The sequence below is a fragment of the Halomonas sp. KO116 genome, assembly GCF_000734975.2.
In the GTDB taxonomy this organism is placed as follows: domain Bacteria; phylum Pseudomonadota; class Gammaproteobacteria; order Pseudomonadales; family Halomonadaceae; genus Vreelandella; species Vreelandella glaciei.
The window spans coordinates 760,201-781,432 of sequence record NZ_CP011052.1 but is presented as its reverse complement, the minus strand read 5'-3'; the positions used below and the strand labels follow the sequence as shown (position 1 = coordinate 781,432).

21 protein-coding genes and 1 pseudogene are annotated in these 21,232 nt (G+C 56.0%); 8 read left to right on the top strand and 14 right to left on the bottom strand.

Translation table 11 applies throughout. The features are described 5' to 3' along the window. The first annotated feature begins 1 nt into the window (after position 1). Positions 2–451 (top strand): hypothetical protein, encoded by a 450-nt coding sequence (locus KO116_RS03645; RefSeq protein ID WP_045812067.1) that lies wholly within the window; start codon positions 2–4, stop codon positions 449–451. Here the strand turns inward: KO116_RS03645 and KO116_RS03640 are convergent. From KO116_RS03640 to KO116_RS03590, 11 genes are all read right to left on the bottom strand, one after another. After that, the gene (locus KO116_RS03640; RefSeq protein WP_035561154.1) at positions 426–1,631 is read right to left on the bottom strand and encodes a molybdopterin molybdotransferase MoeA; all 1,206 of its coding nucleotides are present in this window, start codon (positions 1,629–1,631) and stop codon (positions 426–428) included. The genes KO116_RS03645 and KO116_RS03640 overlap by 26 nt on opposite strands. Next, on the bottom strand, positions 1,624–2,145 hold the full coding sequence (gene moaB, locus KO116_RS03635) for a molybdenum cofactor biosynthesis protein B (protein ID WP_035561152.1): 522 nt from the start codon (positions 2,143–2,145) through the stop codon (positions 1,624–1,626). The genes KO116_RS03640 and moaB overlap by 8 nt, the downstream gene beginning before the upstream one ends. 5 nt (positions 2,146–2,150) lie before the next feature. Next, positions 2,151–2,483 (bottom strand): DUF1244 domain-containing protein, encoded by a 333-nt coding sequence (locus KO116_RS03630; protein WP_007112728.1) that lies wholly within the window; start codon positions 2,481–2,483, stop codon positions 2,151–2,153. A 103-nt stretch (positions 2,484–2,586) separates the two neighbouring features. Beyond that, positions 2,587–3,687 carry a formate dehydrogenase subunit gamma gene (locus KO116_RS03625; RefSeq protein WP_035561149.1) on the bottom strand — a complete coding sequence of 367 codons (1,101 nt, stop codon included), beginning with the start codon at positions 3,685–3,687 and terminating at the stop codon, positions 2,587–2,589. Positions 3,688–3,698: 11 nt separating this feature from the next. Beyond that, entirely contained in the window at positions 3,699–4,313 is a 615-nt protein-coding gene (gene fdh3B, locus KO116_RS03620) for a formate dehydrogenase FDH3 subunit beta (protein ID WP_008959355.1), read from the bottom strand. Between the two features lie 106 nt (positions 4,314–4,419). Next, a complete protein-coding gene (locus KO116_RS03615; protein WP_035561146.1) occupies positions 4,420–7,272 on the bottom strand; it encodes a molybdopterin-dependent oxidoreductase in 2,853 nt (950 codons plus the stop codon). Between the two features lie 24 nt (positions 7,273–7,296). Beyond that, complete coding sequence (locus KO116_RS03610; protein WP_052703719.1) at positions 7,297–7,497, bottom strand: twin-arginine translocation signal domain-containing protein; 201 nt, start codon at positions 7,495–7,497, stop codon at positions 7,297–7,299. Between the two features lie 82 nt (positions 7,498–7,579). Beyond that, positions 7,580–8,194, bottom strand: a complete 615-nt coding sequence (locus KO116_RS03605; RefSeq protein ID WP_035561143.1) for a TorD/DmsD family molecular chaperone — start codon at positions 8,192–8,194, stop codon at positions 7,580–7,582. 4 nt (positions 8,195–8,198) lie between these two features. Further along, a complete protein-coding gene (locus KO116_RS03600; protein ID WP_035561138.1) occupies positions 8,199–9,926 on the bottom strand; it encodes a 4Fe-4S dicluster domain-containing protein in 1,728 nt (575 codons plus the stop codon). Between the two features lie 198 nt (positions 9,927–10,124). After that, positions 10,125–10,751 carry a DUF3306 domain-containing protein gene (locus KO116_RS03595; protein WP_035561135.1) on the bottom strand — a complete coding sequence of 209 codons (627 nt, stop codon included), beginning with the start codon at positions 10,749–10,751 and terminating at the stop codon, positions 10,125–10,127. Next, entirely contained in the window at positions 10,751–11,188 is a 438-nt protein-coding gene (locus KO116_RS03590) for a DUF3305 domain-containing protein (RefSeq protein WP_035561132.1), read from the bottom strand. The genes KO116_RS03595 and KO116_RS03590 overlap by 1 nt, the downstream gene beginning before the upstream one ends. A 177-nt stretch (positions 11,189–11,365) precedes the next feature. Between KO116_RS03590 and KO116_RS03585 the strand changes: the two genes are divergently transcribed. From KO116_RS03585 to KO116_RS03565, 5 genes are read left to right on the top strand one after another with little or no spacing between them, the layout of a single operon-like run. Beyond that, positions 11,366–12,235: a formate dehydrogenase accessory sulfurtransferase FdhD gene (locus KO116_RS03585; protein ID WP_035561129.1), complete on the top strand. Its 870-nt coding sequence runs from the start codon at positions 11,366–11,368 to the stop codon at positions 12,233–12,235. Beyond that, positions 12,232–12,843 carry a molybdenum cofactor guanylyltransferase MobA gene (gene mobA / locus KO116_RS03580; RefSeq protein ID WP_008959347.1) on the top strand — a complete coding sequence of 204 codons (612 nt, stop codon included), beginning with the start codon at positions 12,232–12,234 and terminating at the stop codon, positions 12,841–12,843. The genes KO116_RS03585 and mobA overlap by 4 nt, the downstream gene beginning before the upstream one ends. After that, positions 12,840–14,111, top strand: a complete 1,272-nt coding sequence (moeA, locus tag KO116_RS03575; protein WP_035561125.1) for a molybdopterin molybdotransferase MoeA — start codon at positions 12,840–12,842, stop codon at positions 14,109–14,111. The genes mobA and moeA overlap by 4 nt, the downstream gene beginning before the upstream one ends. Then, positions 14,108–15,148 carry a GTP 3',8-cyclase MoaA gene (gene moaA / locus KO116_RS03570; RefSeq protein WP_045812066.1) on the top strand — a complete coding sequence of 347 codons (1,041 nt, stop codon included), beginning with the start codon at positions 14,108–14,110 and terminating at the stop codon, positions 15,146–15,148. Before moeA ends, moaA begins: the two co-directional genes overlap by 4 nt. Before the next feature lie 3 nt (positions 15,149–15,151). After that, positions 15,152–16,174 carry a CobW family GTP-binding protein gene (locus tag KO116_RS03565; protein WP_035561120.1) on the top strand — a complete coding sequence of 341 codons (1,023 nt, stop codon included), beginning with the start codon at positions 15,152–15,154 and terminating at the stop codon, positions 16,172–16,174. Here the strand turns inward: KO116_RS03565 and KO116_RS25655 are convergent. Together KO116_RS25655 and KO116_RS25650 are read right to left on the bottom strand one after the other, a co-directional pair. Further along, positions 16,171–16,665, bottom strand: a pseudogene (locus KO116_RS25655) (EAL domain-containing protein); the annotation flags it as partial. The gene KO116_RS03565 and the pseudogene KO116_RS25655 sit on opposite strands and share 4 nt — an antisense overlap. Before the next feature lie 194 nt (positions 16,666–16,859). Next, positions 16,860–17,147: a hypothetical protein gene (locus tag KO116_RS25650; protein ID WP_035561116.1), complete on the bottom strand. Its 288-nt coding sequence runs from the start codon at positions 17,145–17,147 to the stop codon at positions 16,860–16,862. Between the two features lie 203 nt (positions 17,148–17,350). On the opposite strand from KO116_RS25650, the gene KO116_RS03550 reads away from it, so the two are divergent. Beyond that, positions 17,351–18,253 (top strand): LysR family transcriptional regulator, encoded by a 903-nt coding sequence (locus tag KO116_RS03550; protein ID WP_035561112.1) that lies wholly within the window; start codon positions 17,351–17,353, stop codon positions 18,251–18,253. Between the two features lie 39 nt (positions 18,254–18,292). Here KO116_RS03550 and KO116_RS03545 read toward each other — a convergent pair whose 3' ends face one another. Then, on the bottom strand, positions 18,293–19,810 hold the full coding sequence (locus KO116_RS03545; RefSeq protein WP_035561110.1) for an NCS1 family nucleobase:cation symporter-1: 1,518 nt from the start codon (positions 19,808–19,810) through the stop codon (positions 18,293–18,295). 553 nt (positions 19,811–20,363) lie between these two features. Here KO116_RS03545 and KO116_RS03540 point away from each other — a divergent pair. Next, positions 20,364–21,230, top strand: a complete 867-nt coding sequence (locus tag KO116_RS03540; RefSeq protein WP_035561107.1) for a nitrilase-related carbon-nitrogen hydrolase — start codon at positions 20,364–20,366, stop codon at positions 21,228–21,230. Positions 21,231–21,232: the final 2 nt, after the last annotated feature.

The following is a 21,232-nucleotide window of genomic DNA, read 5'->3' as shown; positions in this document are numbered from 1 at the left end:
GGTGCCCCAGCAACTAGACCAGCATGCGCAGGCCCAGGTTGCGCTGGTGGTGTTTCGCGTAGGGCCTTACCGTGCTGCCCTGGATGCATGCCATGTGCTCGCCATGACGAATCACCCTACGGCATCGCGCACAGCCAATGCTCAATCGCTGCTCGACGAAGATGACGACCATGCCCCGCCTACCCGTTGGCTCACCCTGCGTGACGCTCAAACAGCCAGTGACAACCAAAACACTTGGCAACTAGGCGTAAGCGGTGACATTACGCTGCAGCAACTCCCTGCCAACAGGCTCTACCCGCTGCCTAAACTGCTGCTTTCCCGCCGATTTTCAACGGCGCTATGCGGCTTAGCCTTCGACCAGCAGCAGTTGGTGCTGCTACTGGATGCCCGCAAGCTTAATCCTTCGCTTTCTCAGGCCCCTGCTCTTAGCCAGCCAACCACAAACAGCTAATGGCATCGCCCTCGGCTATGTCGCTATTGGCCGGAATCACCGCAAAGGCGTCGGCGTTGATACACGACGAAAGCACGCCAGAGTTCTGATCATCAAAGGCCGTCGCCGTTACGCCGCTGGGCGAGAACTCAAGCGTTACGCGCATATAGTGCTCACGTGGGCCGGTGGAGGTAGCAAACTCAGCTTTCGCGGTCACCGCTGGCAGTGATGTTAGCGCCGGACAGCCCAGCATTGCGCCTAGCAAGGGGCGTAAAAACAGCCAGGCGCCGACAAACCCCGATACTGGATTGCCCGGCAGGCCAACAAATCGCGCCTGGCTGCCGTCACCGCGGGGTAAGCGGCCGAGCGCTAACGGCTTACCGGGGCGAATCGCCAGCTTCCACATATCGAGCTGGCCAATCGCTTCCAGCGCGGCTTTGACGTGATCTTCTTCGCCGACGCTCACGCCCCCGGTGGTGACCACCAGGTCTGCTTCAGCAGCGGCGGCCGTTAACAGTGCCACGGTGCGGTCGTAGTCATCCGGCACGCTAATGGTACTCACCACCTCAGCGCCAAAGTTCTCTAACAGGCGCCTAAGCATCGGCCGGTTTGAGTTGTAGAGCTGCCCCGGCTTTAACGGCGTGCCGGGATCGATAATCTCATCGCCCGTCGAGAGCAGCGCCACACGGGGGCGTCGGCGCACGCTGACCAGGGTAATCCCCTGACCTGCCAAGTGGCCAAGGGCCGCCGCTTCGAGCCGCTCACCGGCATTTAACAGTACGCTGCCTGCGCACACGTCGCGTCCTTGGCGGCGGACATTATCACCCGCTGGGATATTGGCAGGTATCAGCGCACGATCACCGTCGACTTCTACGCGCTCCTGCATCACCACGCAGTCAGCCCCAGGAGGGATCTCACCACCGGTAAAAATACGCGCGCAGCTTCCAGGCACAAGCGGTTTCGCCTGCGTGCCAGCGGCAATGCGTTGACTGACCGGCAGCCACTTCCCCGCATCAGCGGCGCGCAAGGCGTAGCCGTCCATCGCGCTATTATCGAAGGGTGGCACATCCAACTGGGCGGTGACGGCCTCGGCCAACACACGTCCACCGGCGGCTTCCAGCGGGATACTCTCTGCGTCGAGTGCGCGGACGCCTGCCAGTAGCGCTTCAAGCGCGGCTGATATCGGCTGTAAATCAACCATGCTGACCTCGGCCTGGGATGACCAGGTTGGCGAAGTTGCAGGGTTTGTGGCGGCTATCTAACTGCTCGGCCAGAATGCCGTCCCAGCCGGTTCGGCAGGCGCCGGTCGAGCCAGGTAGGCAGAACACTACCGTGGCGTTAGCTAGGCCACCTAGGCAGCGGCTTTGAATAGTGGAGCTGCCGATTTCCTCACCGCTTAGCTGACGAAAACGTTCGCCAAAGCCTTCAATGCGCTTATCCAGCAGCACAGAGATCGCTTCAGGGGTGGAGTCTCGGCCAGTAAAGCCGGTGCCACCGGTGGTGATCACCACCTGCACATCCGCTTCGGCGATCCAGTTCGCGACCACCGCGCGAATACGATAGACATCGTCTGGCACGATACGCTTTTCAGCGAGAGTGTGACCGGCACTGGTTAGCCGTTCGACCAGGGCTTGGCCGCTGCGATCCGTCTCTTCCGTGCGGGTATCGGAGACCGTGAGTACGGCTATGTTGAGGGGCACCATTGGCTCACTCATTGACGTCACCCTTGTTTGGCTGCTTTCTTTTTGGCGTGGTGTGCTTCCCAAGCCGCCATTTGCTCTGGCGTGGCTTCCGGTTGGTAAAGCTCCTTCCACTCGCTGTAAGGCATGCCGTATACATACTCTCGGGCCTCGTCGTAGTTGAGGCTTTCATCCCGCGCTTCAGCGGCGCTAACCAGCCATTTCGATAAGCAATTGCGGCAAAAGTCCGCCAGAATCATCAGGTCGATATTCTGGACATCTTTGTTATCGTCCAGATGCTGAAGCAAGCGCCGAAACGCGGCGGCTTCAAGCTCGGTGCGCGTGGTTGGGTCTAACTGATCAAACGCTGACATAACCGTTCCTCTCATACATGTCTTGGGTTATTTAGTAACTTAAGGTGAAGCATAACAAAAGACACCGCCGGAAGGCGGTGTCGAAAGTCTCAATAAACGTTTATCAGCTGGTTCGAGGCGCCGACGGTTCACTACTACCGCCAGATGACTTTCGAGCCGCCACCTCTTCTTCCGATAGCGTTTGATCCTTGACCTCTTCGTACCACAGGTTGTGATGCTCTTTAGCCCAGGTTTCATCTACATAGCCCGTGGTCATACCCTCTAGCGCGCCTTCGGTACCCAGCGTGCCGATATAGATATGGCCTAAGGAGATGGCGGTGAGTCCTAGCGCACCGACTGCGTGGATAATGTTAGCCCACTGCATGGTGTCGCGCCCCTGATTGAAGTTGGGGAAGTCGAGCACAAAGCCACTGGCAATCACTAAGATACCCACCGTCGCTAAAAGCCAATACCACGCCTTCTCCCCACCGTTGGCAAAGCCTGCATCCACATGCTTTTTGCCAATCATGCCGCCGCCTTTCTTAAACCATACCCAGTCGTGCTTTTTGGGGATGTTGTCTTTGATCAAGCTGACCAGCAGGATCACCAGCAGAATGCCAAAGATCGGCCCCAAGTAGTTATGCAGCACTTTCGTGGCCGCAATCATCCAGGCCCAAACACCATCGCCAAACAGTGGGCGGAATACAAACTTGCCAAATAGCAGCGTCATCCCAGTCAACGCCAGAACGATAAACAACGTTGCTACCGTCCAGTGCAGCGCGCGCTTCATCAGCGTCCAACGCAATAGCAGACGACCCGTGCGCGGCGCCTCAAGCTCCTTACGCCCGACAATGAAGTAGAACAGCGCGATCAGCGCCGCCATGCCAAATACCGCGATCAAACCAAACGGCGATACCCAGCGGTTACGAATCTGCCGCCAGGTTTCACCGCTTGCATTGATCAAGCTGTAGTCACTTTCATAACGCGAGTCACGGTAGTTAGGCCCGGTCTCTCCACTGCGTACCTGACGCCACTGGTCGGCGGTAATGCCGGGGGCGGCAGTGGTCATTTCGCGGTCAGGATCCGCTTGAGCAACGGCCAGTTGCGTGAAGCCGAGGCTTAGCACCAAAGCAAGCGCTACCAACATAAAACGCCAAATGCCCAGGGCGAGCCCTTTACCTGAGCGCGGCACCCCACCGGGTGCCTGTGCAGTCAACAGGTTCATGACACGCCTCCTTACCCTTTATGGGCAGCATCATAGGCTAGGTTGTCGGCACTGGCCTGGGGGTTGTTGGACCAGCCGCCATCTTTATGGCCGCGATGGACAACGCGCTGGCGGAAGATATCAGCCACGTCTTGGGCATCACCGGCAAGCAGCGCTTTGGTAGAGCACATTTCCGCACATAGCGGCAGCTTACCTTCGGCAATACGGTTGGAGCCGTACTTCTCGTACTCCTCTTCTTTGCTTTCGGCCGGGCCGCCCGCGCAGAAGGTGCATTTGTCCATCTTGCCGCGCTCACCAAAGGCATCCTGCTGGGGAAACTGCGGGGCGCCAAACGGGCAGGCGTAGAGGCAGTAGCCACAACCGATGCAGAGGTCTTTATCGTGCAGAACGATGCCGTCATCGGTCTTGTAGAAGCAGTCGGTCGGGCAGACGGCCATGCAGGGGGCGTCGTCACAGTGCATACAAGCGACGGAAATGGACATTTCATCCGCTTCGCCATCATTCAGTGTCACCACGCGGCGGCGCTGGATACCCCACTCGACATCGTTGGCATTTTTACAGGCGGTGACACAGCCGTTGCATTCAATGCAGCGTTCTGCGTCACACATAAATTTCATTTGAGCCATGGTGTTCTCCTCATGCCGGTGCGGGATGGCTCCCGCACCGCCGTACTGTCAGGTCGGTCGCGTCTTTTGTTCTAAACTCAGTTTTCTAGACTCAAGTTTTCTAGACTCAGGCGCGCTCAATGCGGCAAATGGTGCACTTGGTCTCTTGCATCAGTGTCACCGGATCGTAGCCGTAGGTGGTGGCGGTGTTAGCCGCTTCACCGATGATGTACGGGTCAGACCCATCCGGATAACGGTCGCGCAGGCTTTCGCCTTGGAACATGCCGCCAAAGTGGAACGGCATGAATGCGACGTTACGATCAACGCGAGGCGTGACCAGCGCTTTAACTTTCACCCGGCCCCCTTCAGCCCCTTCAACCCAGACATCATCACCATCTTTGATACTGAGGTCGTTGGCATCGGCCGGATTGATCTCGACAAACATCTCTTGCTGCAGCTCGGCAAGCCACGACATGGAGCGTGTCTCTTCCCCACCCCCTTCGTACTCAACCAGACGCCCGGAGGTGAGAATCATCGGGTACTCGCCGGTGTTGTCGCGATCCTGAATGGTTTTGTACATGGTCGGCAGGCGCATGATCGAGTCGAAGTCGTCCCAAGTCGGGAAGCGTTCAACCAAATCACGACGCGTGGTGTAGAGCGGCTCGCGGTGCTTCGGCACCTGGTCGGGGAAAGTCCAGACCACGGCGCGTGCCTTGGCGTTGCCGTAGGGCGCACAGCCATGCTCAATGGTGACACGCTGGATACCGCCAGAGAGGTCGGTTTTCCAGTTTTTGCCTTCCGCCGCCTGCTTCTCTTCGGCAGTCAGGTCGTCCCACCAGCCTAGATCTTTGAGCAGCTGGTCGTTGAACTCCGGATAGCCGTCGTCGATATCACCACCCACCGGCGCGGAACCTTCCGCTAGAAGGTTGATGCCATCACGCTCAATACCAAAGCGGGCACGGAAGCCCATGCCACCCTCCATCACCGGAATACTGGTGTCGTAAAGATTGGGCGAACCTGGGTGTCCAAACTCTGGGGTACCCCAACATGGCCACGGCAAGCCGTAGTAATCCCCATCCGCCGGGCCACCCTCTGCGCGCAAGTTCTCGAAGCTGAAGGTGTGCCAGTTTTTCTGGTGCTCTTTGAGGCGTTCGGGGCTTTGCCCGGTATAGCCTACCGTCCACATGCCGCGGTTGATTTCACGCAGAATATCGTCGATTAACGGCTCGTCGCCGTTCATTTGATAGTTCTTGACCAGCTCATTACCGAAGCCCAGCTTACGGGCGAACAGGTACATGATTTCGTGGTCAGGCTTGGATTCAAACAGTGGTTCAATCACGCGGTCACGCCACTGAATCGAGCGGTTGGTGGCGGTGACACTGCCGGTAGTTTCGAACTGGGTGGCCGCTGGCAGCAGATACACGCCGTCGCTGCGGTCGTGCATTACGGCGGCAACGGTGGGATAAGGGTCAACGATGACCATCATCTCCAGTTTCTGCATCGCTTTTTGCATTTCCACGCCGCGGGTCTGGGAGTTAACCGCGTGCCCCCAGTAGAACATTGCTTTCAGGGCGGTGCGCTGGGAGATGTTTTCATCATCCTCAAGTACGCCATCGACCCAACGCGACACGGTAATACCGGGGCTGTACATGGGCTTACCATCGGCGTATTCGGTATCGTCATAGCGGCCTTTAAGCCACTCATAGTCGAGATCCCACACCTGCGCCCAGTGCTGCCAGGCACCTTCCGCCAAGCCGTAGTAACCCGGCAAGGAATCACAGCCAAGGCCAAGGTCGGTCGCGCCCTGTACGTTATCGTGGCCGCGCAGGATGTTAGCGCCGCCGCCCGCCACGCCGATATTCCCCAGCGCTAGCTCAAGAATGCAGTAAGCGCGGGTATTGTTGTTGCCGGTAGTGTGCTGGGTGCCGCCCATACACCAGACCACACAGCCCGGCCGGTTGTCGGAGAGGCGTTTGGCGACATCGTACATTTCGGCTTCGGGAACGCCGGTGACTTCTTCGACGACACTGGGCGGAAAGTTGGCGACTTCGGCGCGCACTTCATCCATCCCGTAAACGCGCTGGTTGATGTACTCGTTATCTTCCCAGCCGTTCTCGAAAATGTGCCACAGCAGGCCCCAGATATACGCCACATCAGAGCCAGGACGCAGACGCACGTATTTATTGGCTTTGGCGGCAGTACGGGTAAAGCGCGGGTCGACCACGATGATGTCGCAATTATTGCGCTCTTTGGCGATCAAGAAATGCTGCATCGCCACCGGGTGGGCTTCACTAGGATTAGAACCGATAAACAGCATCGACTTACTGTTATGCATGTCATTGAGCGAGTTGGTCATCGCCCCGTAACCCCAAGTATTCGCCACGCCTGCCACGGTGGTGGAGTGGCAGATACGCGCCTGGTGGTCAGTGTTGTTAGTGCCCCACAGCGAAGCGAGCTTGCGCATCAAGTACGCCTGCTCGTTGTTGAACTTCGCCGAGCCAAGCCAGTAAACGCTGTCCGGGCCATGCTCTTCGCGCAGCTCGAGCAGCTTGTCGCCAATTTCGTTTACGGCGTCTTCCCAGCTCATGCGCTCCCACTCACCGGCCACGAGCTTCATCGGGTACTTGAGGCGCCGCGTGGAGTGACCGTGCTGGCGCAACGAGGCGCCTTTCGCGCAGTGTGCACCACGGTTGATGGGGTGATCAAAAGCGGGTTCTTGCTTCGTCCAAATGCCCTCTTGAACTTCGGCGTAAACGCCACAACCCACTGAACAGTGGGAGCAGATGGTGCGTTTGGTCTCCACCGGCGAGTCCAGCACGGGTGTTTTGTCGGCTGCTTCTGAGCGCTGCATCATGGGCGCACCCATAAAGCCAACGGCGGCCACACCGCCGGTGGCAGCACCGCTGCGTTTGAGGAACTGGCGACGGGAAATACCCAGCCCGGAGGCCTTGGGGGTGTCTGTTTTGCGAGTTAAGCGCATGGCAAATCTCCTGGCATTCCGCCGTCAGTCACGCAGCGAGGCGTAATAAGCACGGACGTGATCAGTCTCACGGTAGTTAACCGTTGGTTTTTCGTTTTTCACCGGGGCAGTGTCAGCCTGTGCCAGAGTGACATGACCGACTGCCGCTGCGGCGCCAGCAGCGGCGGTTCCCAACCCAACGGTCTTCATAAAACGGCGGCGCTCAGGATTGTGTGACGGGTGCATGGGTTTCTCCTCTTGCATGCCTTTATAGCGGGTCTTTTTATGCTGTTTTTTTGATTTTACTGATTTTTTTATGGAGCCTTCGTTAAGGCTCAACAATACGCACCAGCGTATGACCCGCATCAACACTCAAGCGAGCCTCCTCACTCTCCATAAAAGCGCCACCCAACTGCCCCAGCGCTGCATAGAAAGCGGTGTCTACCTGCCCCAGGTCGGCAAAACAGCTGGCCGCCCAAGGGGCTAAATGTTGGCTAAAGAAATAGGCCTGCTCGTGACTAGCTGAGTCAATCAGCATTGCCATCACTTCGCATAGTGCCGCCAAGTGATCTTCTGGGTCACGGGTATGTTCACTACGCACAAAGCCGAGCACCTTCAAATCTTGACGCAGCGCCACCAGCGCCGCTTCCATTAATTCGCCATTGCGGTACCAAGAAGCATACGGCACCACCTCACCCTGAATCACACCGACCAGGAGGCGGAAGTGAGCACGCTGCAGTCCCTCGATGTCGGTCTTCTTGGCGGTGGCTGCCAGCGCATGCCAACACTCGGCCAAACGGCTACCGTCTTGTTCGATGTCCAGTTCAGCCAACCAATCTAGCAACTCGGCATCTGGAGTCTGGCGTAATAATGTGGCCAATAGCCGGTAAATATCGGCGCGTAGCGCATCCGCTTCTTTAAGCGTGGGCAGTGCATCCGTCATCGGCTTATACCTTCAGTTGCGCGTCGGGATCGCGAATCATGGTTTTCCAGACATCCTTAACGCGGCAGTCTTCACACATTTCCAGACGAATCATCGCTTCGCCAGCAAAGTAGGGGTGGTTGGCCAGCTTCTCTTTAATAGTAGCTATCGTGCTGACAGTAGCAAACGGCTTGCCGCAGTTGATGCATTCAAAGGCTGCTTCTTCGTGACAAATATGGCGCGTTTCGCGAGCCTCCGAGGCCAAGAAGCCGGGCATCAGGGTAATCGCATCTTCGGGGCAGGCTTGTTCACACAAGCCGCACTGCACACAATCCGCCTCAAGGAAACTCAGCGCGGGGGTTTTACCACCTGACTTGAGCGCGGGGGTTGGGCAGTTGCTGACGCAAGCGTGGCACAGCGTACAGGCATCGCGATCCACCTGAATGGCGCCGTAGGCAGCGCCCACCGGCATAGCAACCCGCTCGTCGCTGGGGCTACCCAACTCTGCTAACCGTGCCAGCACGCGGTTCAAGCGTGCCCGCTTTTCGGGCTCAGGTAGACTAAGCGGCGCCTCAGTCAGTGGAGTAAGCGCCGGAAGCGCGTCGCGAGCGGCGTGGTCGGCTACCTCAATCAATGTCACACGAGCGCAATCATGACCCAGCGCGTCCAACAAGGCATGTACCTGGGCGACTTGGTCAGTCAAAAAGGTTCTCAAGCGGGCAGGCATATCAGGGTGCAGCTGGATACGCACTTCAGCGGCACCGGCAGCCAAGGCGGTTAGCCACTGGTCGTGGCCTGCGGCTCCCAGCTCTTCTAACGGTGCGTCGATGATATGACCTGCGGGCACTACACCCGCAGCGCGCTCGGCATCTTGTGAGTCATGGGTAATAAAACGCAGCACCGGCACCTGACCACCAGCTTCACGGTAGGCTGCCAGCCAAGCGGATAGGGTGTCTTGCTGGCGGCGCGTTTCCGGTAGACGAAATTCGATAGCGCCCGTAGGGCAAGCGCTGGTGCAGCTGCCTACGCCTTGGCAGAGGAAGGGATCAATCTCAATATGGGACTCAATCCGCCCCTGAATGCTGGAGATGGCATCCGCCGGGCAAACATCCAAACAGCGGGTACAGCCAATGTTACCGCTGGTGGAGTGCGCACACAGATCACTGTTGACTTGGAAATAGCGCGGCTTATCGAATTCGCCCACTAGCCCCACAAAATCGTCGAGAATATCGCTGCGCTGCTCAACGTCCTGCCACTGCAGTACTACATAGCCAGGAGGCGGCAGCTCCCAGCGCAGGGTATGAGAAGTTGGAGCAAGGTCGAGGATTAAGTCAAAGCCGTCGCGCTCAATCAGTGCGCGAGCAATATCCAGCGGCGCATCTTCATCGTCAAGTTGAACGTTAAAGGCGCCCAGATAGCCATTGATACGCAGTTGGCTGAGTTGCCCCTGGGTCAGCGTCTGGGTGACCAGCGGTTCGCTAGACCCGAGAGGATCGACAGTGTCGTTTCCTGGGCTGTTCGCGTCAGACTCAGTGACAAGTAGCGTCAGCGATGCCAAGCCGCGCCCCTGTAGAGCGCGAGCGGCAGGATAAACGTCGGCTTCGGTACCTATTAACAGCGCATGACCACGGCTGTGATAGGTCACATTGGCAGGCGTTAGGTTAGCTGGCCACGAGATACGTCGGCGTACCGTTTCCCGAGCCTCGGCATTGCGCTGGTCGTCTATCGACGCCAGTTGGATTCGTTGGTTCATGCGCTCTCACGGTCAGGGAATCATTCTTATTATATTTTTGAGTTATATATTTAACCATTGTGGCATAACAATGCGTTGAAGCTAAGTTCAGCCTATGTGCAATGCTAATATTTGCCAACCTTATTACCGTCAACGCTGCCAACGCTAGCAACTAAATCAATTCTCAACTTATTGATTTCTATAAACTAAGGAATAATTTCATAGTTTGGTATGAGTGTCAGATAAATAATCAGACTGGTCGTCTAGTGAAGTCTCTTTTACAACGTTGTTACTGGGCGTGCAAGGTGCGGCGTGCTCTTCGTCTGCGGCTGTCGATGGCTCACTGGCTGTCACTTCAGCCGGGGACTCGGTGCTGCTTTCATCCACTGGTTTATCAAGCGCCTCTTCCACTTTATGCGTCCAGCGGCGCAGTTTACCGGCGAGATCTGCCGCCATCGGTTTCAACAGCTTATTGTAGTCGGCGTCGTAGTCGTCCAAGCCATCGCGCACGTTGTAGTTACCGGTGGCCCATAGGCGTTTTAATGCTTGTCGGCGTAAAGGGCCGCTAACGCCCGGCGCCATATACGCACTGAAATCGCTGCCTGCTTCCAGCGTGTCAGGGTCTGGCAAGGTGTGGTCGAGACTGCCGGGTTCTGGCTCCTCAGCTGGTGTTGCCAGGGGTTGGTCATTCTCAGCGTTAGGTTGCTCGGCCTCATTATGAAGCACTGCCTCCTGGTCAGCAGATGCCTCATCAACGGGCGTAGTATCTGGTGAAGAGGACGCCGACGCGTCCTCTTCTTTTTGCACATGGCGCTTTAGTCGCGACCAGCGTTCCAGGCGACTCATTACGGCTGCTCCTTGGAGGGCGTGTCTTTGGCGCGCCCAGCCCCTTTGCGTTTTTTCTTGCGCATTTCCATTGGCGCTTCCCCATGGCGTGCCAGATAACTCTCAAGCCAGACCTGAATGGCCATGGGCATCGGTGCTTCGAGCACCTGCTGCTCGCCATCCATCCAACCAGCCGCAACGTCCTGGCTAGCGGTAATCGCATCCGGCTTGGGTGTTTGCCCGGTAAAGCCTGCTCGCACAAACAGTCGCGGAGTAGTCGAAGTTAGATTGAAACGATAGGCAGCACGCTCGGTCATCGACAGCTGCAGGTTAAGGACATTATCACCCTGATCGCCCAGCGTTAGCTCAGCAATGCGCCACTGGGTCAACGTAAAACGCTTCACCTGCTTGGCCTCAGCCACCAAGGTAATGCTGATTGGGCGTAAGTTATCGTTCATAATGTTGAATACCCTGAACCTTACATGGATGGCACGTGAAGAAATGACACTCGAAAAAATCGTCGTTAGAAAAACGCACAGATAAGCATAGCGCTTGAATGGGTAGACAAGTAAGCATCCCCAGCGCCATCATCGTCAACCCTGTCGTTTTGCGAGAACTATTTCGCGAGGATTACCATGCCCGCCCTTCAGCCTGCCCTTCAGATAAGCCGAGCCCGCTTACCGGCCACCACCGAGATCAGCATCGTTGATGAATATGGCGATGCGCGTCAGCAGGCCATCGCCGCTGAACGGGCACTCACCGTGTATCTCAACAAACGTGAAATCGTCACGCTGATGACGCTGGGCGATGACCCTGAAGCGCTGGTGGTGGGCTATCTACGCAACCAGGGGCTACTGCGTGCCGCGGCTGATTTAGCCGCCGTGCAGGTCGATTGGGAAGTAGAAGCCGCGGTCGTCATTACACGCCACTTGCCCGAGGATTTAGAGGCGCGCTTAAGCACCCGCACGGTGACAACCGGCTGCGGCCAGGGCACGGTCTTTGGTAAACTGCTCGACCAAACCGCTCTGACGGCGCTTCCCGATACGCAGTTAGCACAGTCCACGCTCTATCAACTGCTGCAAAATCTCAACGCCTATAATGAGACCTACCGCAGCGCGGGCGCCGTTCACGGCTGTGCGCTTTGCCGCCAAACCGAGGTGCTCGACTTTGTTGAAGACGTGGGGCGGCACAATGCGGTGGATACCCTGGCCGGTCGCCAATGGTTGCAACAAGCCGACAGTGCCGATGCCGATATTTTCTATACCACTGGGCGGCTGACGTCCGAAATGGTACTCAAAGTGGCGCAAATGGGCATTAGCGTACTGGTCTCGCGCTCCGGCGTTACCCAAAAAGGCGTGGAGCTGGCTGAACGCTTCGGCGTGCTGCTGATTGCCCGCGCCAAGGGCCGCCACTTTCAGGCGATTAATACTCAGAATCGCTTGGCGCTGGATGCGATACCTAGTCGACCATCCCAGTCCCGTTCATCTAAAGAGGCAAGCTCATGATTCCCACTCACGAACTCACCGGCATGATTCTCGCGGGCGGCGAAGGGCGCAGAATGGGTGGCCGGGATAAAGGGCTTGAGCCGTTCGCGGGCCTGCCATTAGTCGGCCATGTCGTAAAACGCCTTGAAGGCCAAGTAGCCGAGCTGCTGATTAACGCCAACCGCAATGCTGACGCCTACCGCTTCTTCGCCGATCGCGTGATTGCCGATGAAGAAGGCGGCTTTAAAGGCCCACTGATGGGTATTTACAGCGGCCTACGCGCGGCAAAAACGCCTTGGTTACTAGTCGCCCCCTGCGACTCCCCCGCCCTGCCTGACGATCTAGTCGCGCGCATGGTGGCAGGGATTGGCGATCATGATATCGCCGTGGCCTTTGATGGCGAACGGCTGCACCCGGTTGTTGCTCTACTGCGCACGTCGCTAGCGGATGATTTGGCCGCCACGCTTGCCGAAGGCGAACGCAAGATTGACCGTTGGTACGCCCGCCATGCGTGGTGCAAGGTCGATATGTCGGACTGTCCCGATGCGTTTGCCAATCTTAATACCGAAGAAGAGAAGCTGCGTTTGGAAAGTCTGCTGGCAGCTGCCTCAGGGAAGGTGTCGACATGACGCTTTCGTGCTTTGACCTTGGTGAGCAGATGCTTAGCGTGGATGAAGCGCGCCAAGCACTCGCCACCTTGATTGAACGCCCGCTGGACAGCGAACAGATTCCGCTGGCGCAGGCTCACCGCCGCCGGTTGGCCACAGCCATTCAGGCCCCCATTAATGTGCCGCAAAATACCAATGCTGCCATGGATGGCGTAGCGCTCGCCTTGGCTAAAGAAGGTGTTGGGGCCAAGCAAACCCTTTGGCCGCTGGCCGGTGAGGTATTGGCCGGGCAGTATCGCAGCGAATTAGTACCTGCCGGTCACTGCGTGCGCATCACCACCGGCGCGCCCTTGCCGCCTGGCACCGATACCGTGGTAATGAGTGAACAGCTGCGCGAACCGTTAGATGATAAGCCTGCGCATGTGATCATTGAGTCGCCCGAGCTTCTCAAACACGGCCAGCATGTCCGCCAGACCGGTGAAGATATTGCTCTCGGCGACACAGCCCTTTCTGCGGGAGCACAGCTCGATGCCGCCTCGCTGGGGCTTTTGGCGTCACTGGGTTATGCCGAGATCAGCGTGAGTCAGCGCCCAAAGGTAGCGATTTTTTCCACCGGCAATGAAGTCACGGCGCCTGGTGAGCCGCTGCCCCAGGCAGGCATTTATGATGCCAATCGCTTCACCCTGATGGGCTTGCTTGCCGAACACGGCGCCGACGTCATTGACCTGGGCATTCTGCCAGACGATTTAAACGCTATTAAAACGGCCCTTGAAGACGCTGCAGAGCAGAGCGATTTGGTGATCACCAGCGGCGGCGTTTCCGTTGGCCAGGCTGACTTTACCCGCGACGCCCTGGAACAGTTGGGCCGTTTAGCCTTCTGGCGCGTAGCGCTGCGACCTGGCCGCCCCATGGCTTGCGGCTGGCTGGGTGAGAAGCGCACGCCGTTTGTTGGCTTGCCCGGCAATCCGGTAGCGGTCATGGTAACCTTTCTACAGTTTGTTTCGCCGCTGCTAGATCGGCTTAATGGGCAGCCATTGGCGCCACCACACCGTCTTTATGCCGTTACCGAAAGTCTCTTAAAAAGCCGCTTGAAGCGTACTGACTTTATTCGCGGCGTTTACCATACTGATAGCGAAGGACGGTTACTCGTGCGCAGTACCGGTGCCCAGGGTTCGGGCATTTTGACCTCAATGGTGGCTGCTAACTGTTTGATTGAGCTTGCCGATGACCAGGCAGGCGCGCAACCGGGCGAGGTAGTCAGCATACAACCACTTACGGGATGGCTATGACCGAGCAACGACACGCTAATCCACAGCGATCTGCCCAGCCAGACACTGACCAGCAACTGATCGACGACTTTGGTCGGCGCATTAGCTATGTGCGTATCTCGGTCACCGATCGCTGCGACTTTCGCTGCGTGTACTGCATGAGCGAGGAGATGACGTTCCTGCCCCGCGCCCAGGTACTCACGCTGGAAGAGCTGGCAATGGTCGCCCGCGCCTTTACCGAACTCGGCGTGGAAAAAATTCGCCTGACCGGTGGTGAGCCGCTGGTGCGCCGTGATATTACCCAGTTGGTCGACGAAATCGGCGCGATGCCAGGCCTTAACGATTTCACCATGACCACCAATGGTGCGAGCTTACGCAAACACGCCAAGCAGCTTTACGCCGGCGGTTTACGACGGCTAAATATCAGCCTGGATTCGCTGGATGCCGAACGCTTCAAGCAACTCACCCGCACCGGTGATTTAGCCAAAGTCATCGACGGTATTCATGCCGCTCAGGAAGCAGGCTTTAAGCGTATCAAGCTTAACGCGGTGATCTTGAAGGGGCGTAATGACGACGAAGTCATCGATCTGGTCACTTTTGCCCGCCGGGAAGGCCTCGATATTAGCTTTATCGAAGAGATGCCGCTGGGCGATGTTTCCGATCATTCGCGGGCGGAAACCTTCTACTCCAGCGATGACGTTCAGACGCTGATTGAATCACGCTACCCGCTGATCCCCACGACCGAAACCACCCCAGGGCCCTCGCGCTACTTCCGGATGGCCGATAGCGACAGTCGGGTGGGGTTCATCTCACCGCATAGCCACAACTTTTGCGATACCTGTAACCGGGTGCGCGTGACCGTGGAAGGCCGCCTGCTGCTTTGTTTAGGCAACGAACACTCGGTGGATCTGCGTGCCGTGCTGCGCCGCCACCCCGGCAATATGCAGGCACTGAAAGAGGCGATTATCAATGCCCTGCCGCTAAAGCCTGAGCGCCACCACTTCACCACCGATGGCGATGTTCAGGTAGTACGCTTTATGAATATGACAGGGGGGTAGGCATTGGCAGCGTCAGAAAGGTTGGCAAAAGTGCCGGTGCATATCATTACCGGCTTTCTCGGCAGCGGCAAAACCACGCTTATCCACAGCCTAATCGAGCAAAAGCCTGTGGATGAAACCTGGGCCATTCTGGTCAACGAGTTTGGTCAAATCGGCATCGATCAGGCCATGTTTGACGCGCGTGACGATGTGGTGGTGAAAGGCCTGCCCGGCGGCTGCCTGTGCTGCCAGCTCGCCTTTGTACTGCAGGCGGCGCTGGTGAATTTACTCGCGCGCAGCAAGCCTGATCGCGTCATCATCGAGCCCTCAGGCCTTGGCCACCCGGCAGGCCTGCTGGATCTACTGCGTGGCGAAGCCTTTCTTGAGGTGGTCGAGGTACGCGATATTATTGCCACCCTCGACCCACGTCGCCTGGACGATCCTCGTGCACGCCAGCACGACACCTTCCGCGACCAGCTCGATATGGCCGACGCCGTAGCGCTCACCATGCTCGACCAGAGCACGCCCGAACAGCTCAGCGCCGCCCACACCTTTGTGGCGCAGCGCTGGCCGCCGCGTAAATGGGTGCAGGAAGCCCCGCAAGGCGAACTACCGATAGCGCTGTTGACTCAAAGCGGAAGCGCCGAAGCAAGCGATATCAGTGTGCCCACCAGCCATCAACAGCTGGCGGCAGCGCCCAGCATAGCCGGGTCGTTTTTTGATTTTCCGCCCCCGCCTGGCCAGCCCCAACGTGAGACCGGCACCTCGCTGGGCTACACCAGCACGGGGTTACGTTGGCACCCAAGCGAGCGCTTCGATCTGGATAACTTGGCCGCCTGTTTGGGAGAGCTACCCAGCGAGGCGCGCATTAAAGGCGTGTTTCATACCAACAGCGGCTGGAAACGCCTTAACCGCGCCGGAGGTACGCTCAGCGTTGAAAGCAGCGCGTGGCGGCAAGACTCCCGGCTGGAAGTTATCCTTCCCGATACGACCCCCGCTCCCGATAACAATATAGAGGGCCGGCTCCGCTTGCTGACGCTGGATTAATCGCCCGTAACCAATTTTTCAATGGCCTCTACGGTGACCGGACGCCCAAACAGATAACCTTGATACGCGTGGCAGTCGTGCGCCAGTAGCCACGCCTGCTGCGCTTTGATCTCTACCCCTTCCGCAATAACCTCTAGATTGAGGCTCTCAGCCAGGGCAATGGTACTCTCGACAATCGCCGCGTTGGCTTGGCTTTCGAGCACCTGCTGCACAAAGGATTGGTCGATTTTTAGCTGATCCAGCGGCGGTTGCGCTAAATAAGCCAGGGAAGAGTAGCCGGTGCCGAAATCATCCAGAGAGAAACGTACGCCGCGCGCTTTAAGGGCAAGCATTTTATCCCGAGCGTCATCTCGCGCTTCCACGCCAGTGATCTTGCCGTGGTGATCCACCTGGGGCTGGTAATAGAGCTGCCACTGTTGACTTGACTGCGCCTGACGCAGATCCGCCTCTAATTTCACATGGGCCAACTTTTTGACCAGTAAAGCGGCGTCACCAACTCCAGCTGCTGGCTATGCTGAAAGACTTTAAAAAACACGTCTCGCTGATATTTATATCGGCAGCCTGACCGGCTCTACTGCTGGCTAGCAAGCGTCCTGTCGAATCAAATAGCCCTATCTAATCAACCATAGGTAGGTATGAGGCGAGGTTTCCCAGCAAGCGTTGTAATAACTGAGTATTGTCGTTATCAGATATCTCTTGTAACGCCAATATTTCGGTTAGCCCAAAAAGAGCTTGTCCACTTTAGTGCAAAAATCCCTTTTGCCCACTCGGTCACTACATTGGCCCGCGCGGTAATGCGGGATTCAGCAGCTTTAATTTCCTGCTGATACTGTTTATTAAGTAACCAATCAAACAGTGCCACCATGACCAAAATTGACAGCACATAGAGCGTAAATACGCTGCGCCGCTGTTGGCGGTAAGTGTTTGGTGCTTTAAGAACATCATCATATACATCAGTGGCAGTGACGGACATCGCGCAGAGGCCTTATCCAGGCATCCCCTGAGGGCACCTGATACAGTGTAAAAATAACTAGAAACGATACACCTCACGCGCTCACACGTGGTTTACCTCGATAGTGCCGCGGTGCTTTTATGATGTATATCAGTTTTTATCGCAGGTAATACGTTAAAAAGCGTGACCTTAACCGTTGATTGTCTACATACCAAGGATTTGTCATGGCATCGCTGGGCCAAATGAGTGATTACGAGATACGTCTAGTCCGTATTTTTAAGACAGTGGTTGAATGCGGCGGCTTTACGGCTGCAGAAACGACGCTCGGTATCAGCCGCTCAGCGATTAGCCAACACATGAATGATTTGGAGGGAAGGCTGGGCTTTTCACTCTGCCAGCGGGGGCGCGGAGGGTTTAGCTTAACGGAGGAAGGTAAAGAGATTTATCAAGCGGGACTAACGCTACTAACGGCGCTGGAAACCTTCAAAAGTGATGTAAATGCCCTGCATCAAACGATTAAAGGTGAGCTGAATATCGGTATTACCGATAACTTGGTGACACTACCCGCCATGCATGTCACCAACGCGCTGGCTGAACTTAGCGCGCCGGAAAATGAAGTAATGCTGCATATCCATATGGAGCCTTCGGATGCCGTCATTCGAGGCGTGATGGACGGCCACTTGCATGTCGGTGTAGTACCCGCAGTCAACCTACCGACCAGTTTAGAAAACCGACACCTTTACGACGAGCCTTCTTACCTTTACTGCGCAGCGGGTCATCCACTGTTTCATCAGCATGACGATACGCTTAGTACTGAGGATATCGCCCAACACTTCGCTATTTCGCCTCGCTATCCGCTACCGTTCGAGGCACGCCAAGCCCATGATGCTCTCTCGCTTCGCGCTTCGGCCTCTGATCGGGAAGGCGCAGCATTTTTAATTCTGACCGGGCGTTTTATCGGCTTTCTTCCAGAGCACGTGGCCGAACAGTGGGTCGCGGCAGGCAAAATGCGCTCTCTGCTGAGTGCTACACAACACTATCGCATTCCCTTTGTGCTGATCACTCGCCACGACCGCCGCCCCAACCGAGTGGTGGATGCGTTTTTGAATTTAATTAAAAGCAGCTAAGGTAAAAAACCCGGCACGATAAAGCCGGGTTTAAACGGCTTAACGCTGCTCGGTTGCTTCGCTGGCCATGATGGGCTCGGGCCCCGCCTGAGGCGATGACGCCAACACCTGGCTTGCAACAAAATAAACAATGGCCCCCAGCGCCGAGCCGGTAAACCAGCCGTAGTCGTAGAACCAGTTCATCGTCCCTGTCACCAATGAAATTAAGGTGAGTAGTACCGGCACGCCAAAGGCGATAAAACCAGCCATGTTCACCGCAGGGTAGGCATGGTTATCCATATACAGGCTCGGTATATCGAGGCGCTGCTTTTTAATCAGAAAATAATCGACCGCCATAATGCCTGCGATAGGGCCAAGCAGGCTTGAGTACCCGAGCAGCCAGTTCGAATACATCTGTTCAAGTGACACGCCTGGAGGAATGACCCCCGCTTTTTGTAAAAGATCGTAGCCCATCAGCAGCACGCCCACCGCACCGGTCATCAGCACACCGCGGGTCTGATTGATCAATTTGGGCGCAATATTCTGAAAGTCGTTGGTAGGCGAAACAATATTCGACGCCGTATTGGTCGAAATGGTGGCGATAATGATCAACAGCATCGCCATGACTACCCAGAAGGGACTGTCGATATAGCCAATCAACCGCACCGGGTCAGCAACGGTTTGCCCCACCAGCGTCTCAGACGCCGCGGTCAATACAACGCCGAGCGCGGCAAAGAAGAACATCGTCAACGGCAGCCCGATGATCTGGCCAGCAATCTGGTCTTTCTGGCTTTTAGCAAAGCGGCTGAAGTCAGGGATATTAAGTGACAACGTGGCCCAAAAGCCCACCATGGCGGTTAAGCCAGCAAAGAAGTAGCCATACACCGGCGCTCCTTCAGGACGCGACGGCGGTTGTGCCAACAGCTCGGTCATTGACATGTTCGGCCACGCCCACATCATCAACCCGACGCCCACCGCCAACAGTAACGGCGCGGCTAACGTTTCCAACCACTTAATCGATTCGGCCCCACGAATCACTACGTAGAGATTCATTGCCCCGAACACAAAAAAGCCAATCACCTCCCCCACACCGCCAAGCGCCGCCCAGGCGGGAATCAACTCAGACAACAGTAAATGAATCGCCAACCCGCCAAACATAGTCTGAATACCGAACCAGCCGCAGCCCACCAATGCCCTCACCAGGCAAGGCACATTGGACCCTAAGATACCGAAGGATGAACGTAAAACGACAGGAAAAGGAATGCCAAATTTAGTGCCAGGAAAAGCGTTTAAGGTCAGCGGAATCAGCACAATGATATTCGCCAATAGAATGGCAAACAGCGCCTCTCCAACGCTTAGACCAAAATAAGCGGTCAATACGCCGCCTAGCGTATAGGTAGGCACACAAATCGACATACCCACCCATAGCGCTGCGATATTCCACTTACTCCAAGTGCGTTCACTGGCTTGGGTGGGAGCAATATCTTTGTTAAAGCGTGAACTGCTGCGTACATCGTTGCCTACATCAAGTTCAATCAGCCCGTCTCTATCCACCATCTGAGAGGTTGTTCCCGTCATTTTATCTATCCTCTGCAATGCGTTACCCAGTCACGCTCTCTTAAGGACCTTCACGGTCAGTGGAGCTTCTAAACAGAATCAAAAGCAATAAACGTGCCTACTTATAAAAGTAGAGGCATTAACTCATTGATTAAAAAGCTGCCTTACTGGACAACAATATTATTGTTAGCTGGTTAACTTTATCGATCATACTCCCAAAACAAAAATCGATTCAACAAAACTAGGTCAAAAAAAATATTTGCACCAACTTTAAACGTAATAATTTTCAAATGACCGCCAATATTACTATTAAGTACATGATTTACAATAATTAGTTAAAAAACCCAAAACAGTGCACTGGCTCACCAAAAGAGTGAATAAACTTTTTAAAAATAATAAAAACAAACAAACTCAACAGGTTAAATGAAAATTAAAAAACATAAGGTACAAACTTGATAAAACTACCCAACCAGCGATACTTTCAACAAAAGCTGTCTTATTTGTCAGCTTTATTAATTGTTTCTCCACACCCCATAGCCAAGCGCTTTAAACCAACAATCAGAGTGAGCGTCTCATGCAGAAGATGAAAATCGGCCTGATACAAATGGGTCTCAAAACCAGCACCGATCTTGAACCTGACGCTATTCGCGACGCCATGAACGAAGCCCACCTGCCGATGATTCAACAAGCGGCTGACCAGGGTGTGCAGGTGCTGTGCTTCCAGGAAGTTTTTAACCAACCCTACTTTTGCCCCAGCCAGGATGGCAAATGGTACGCCGCCGCCGAGCGAGTCCCCGAAGGCCCCACTTGCCAATTGATGCAGAAGCTCGCCGCGCAGCACCGTATGGTCATCATCGTTCCCATCTATGAAGAGACCGAAACCGGTGTTTACTACAATACCGCGGCCGTGTTCGACGCCGATGGCAGCTATCTGGGCAAGTATCACAAAACTCATATTCCCCAAGTGGCCGGTTTTTGGGAGAAATTCTTCTTTAAACCGGGCAACTCCAACTGGCCAGTCTTCGATACCGCCTACGGCAAAATCGGCGTGTATATCTGTTACGACCGCCACTTCCCCGAAGGCTGGCGGGCCCTGGCGCTCAACGGCGCCGAGGTGATCTTCAACCCCTCCGCCACCGTTGCAGGGCTGTCTCAGTATTTATGGGAGCTGGAACAACCCGCTTCAGCCGCCGCCAACGGCTGCTTTATCGCCGCAATCAACCGCGTGGGCACCGAGGCACCCTGGAATATCGGCGACTTCTACGGCTCCAGCTACATCGTTAACCCGCGCGGCAAGATCGAAGCCCAGGCCAGCGACACCGACGATGAACTGCTGGTGCATGAGATTGATTTGGATATGGTGCGCGAGGTGCGTAACAACTGGCAGTTTTTCCGCGACCGCCGCCCAGAGACCTACACCCGCCTAACCGATGGCGAATAAGC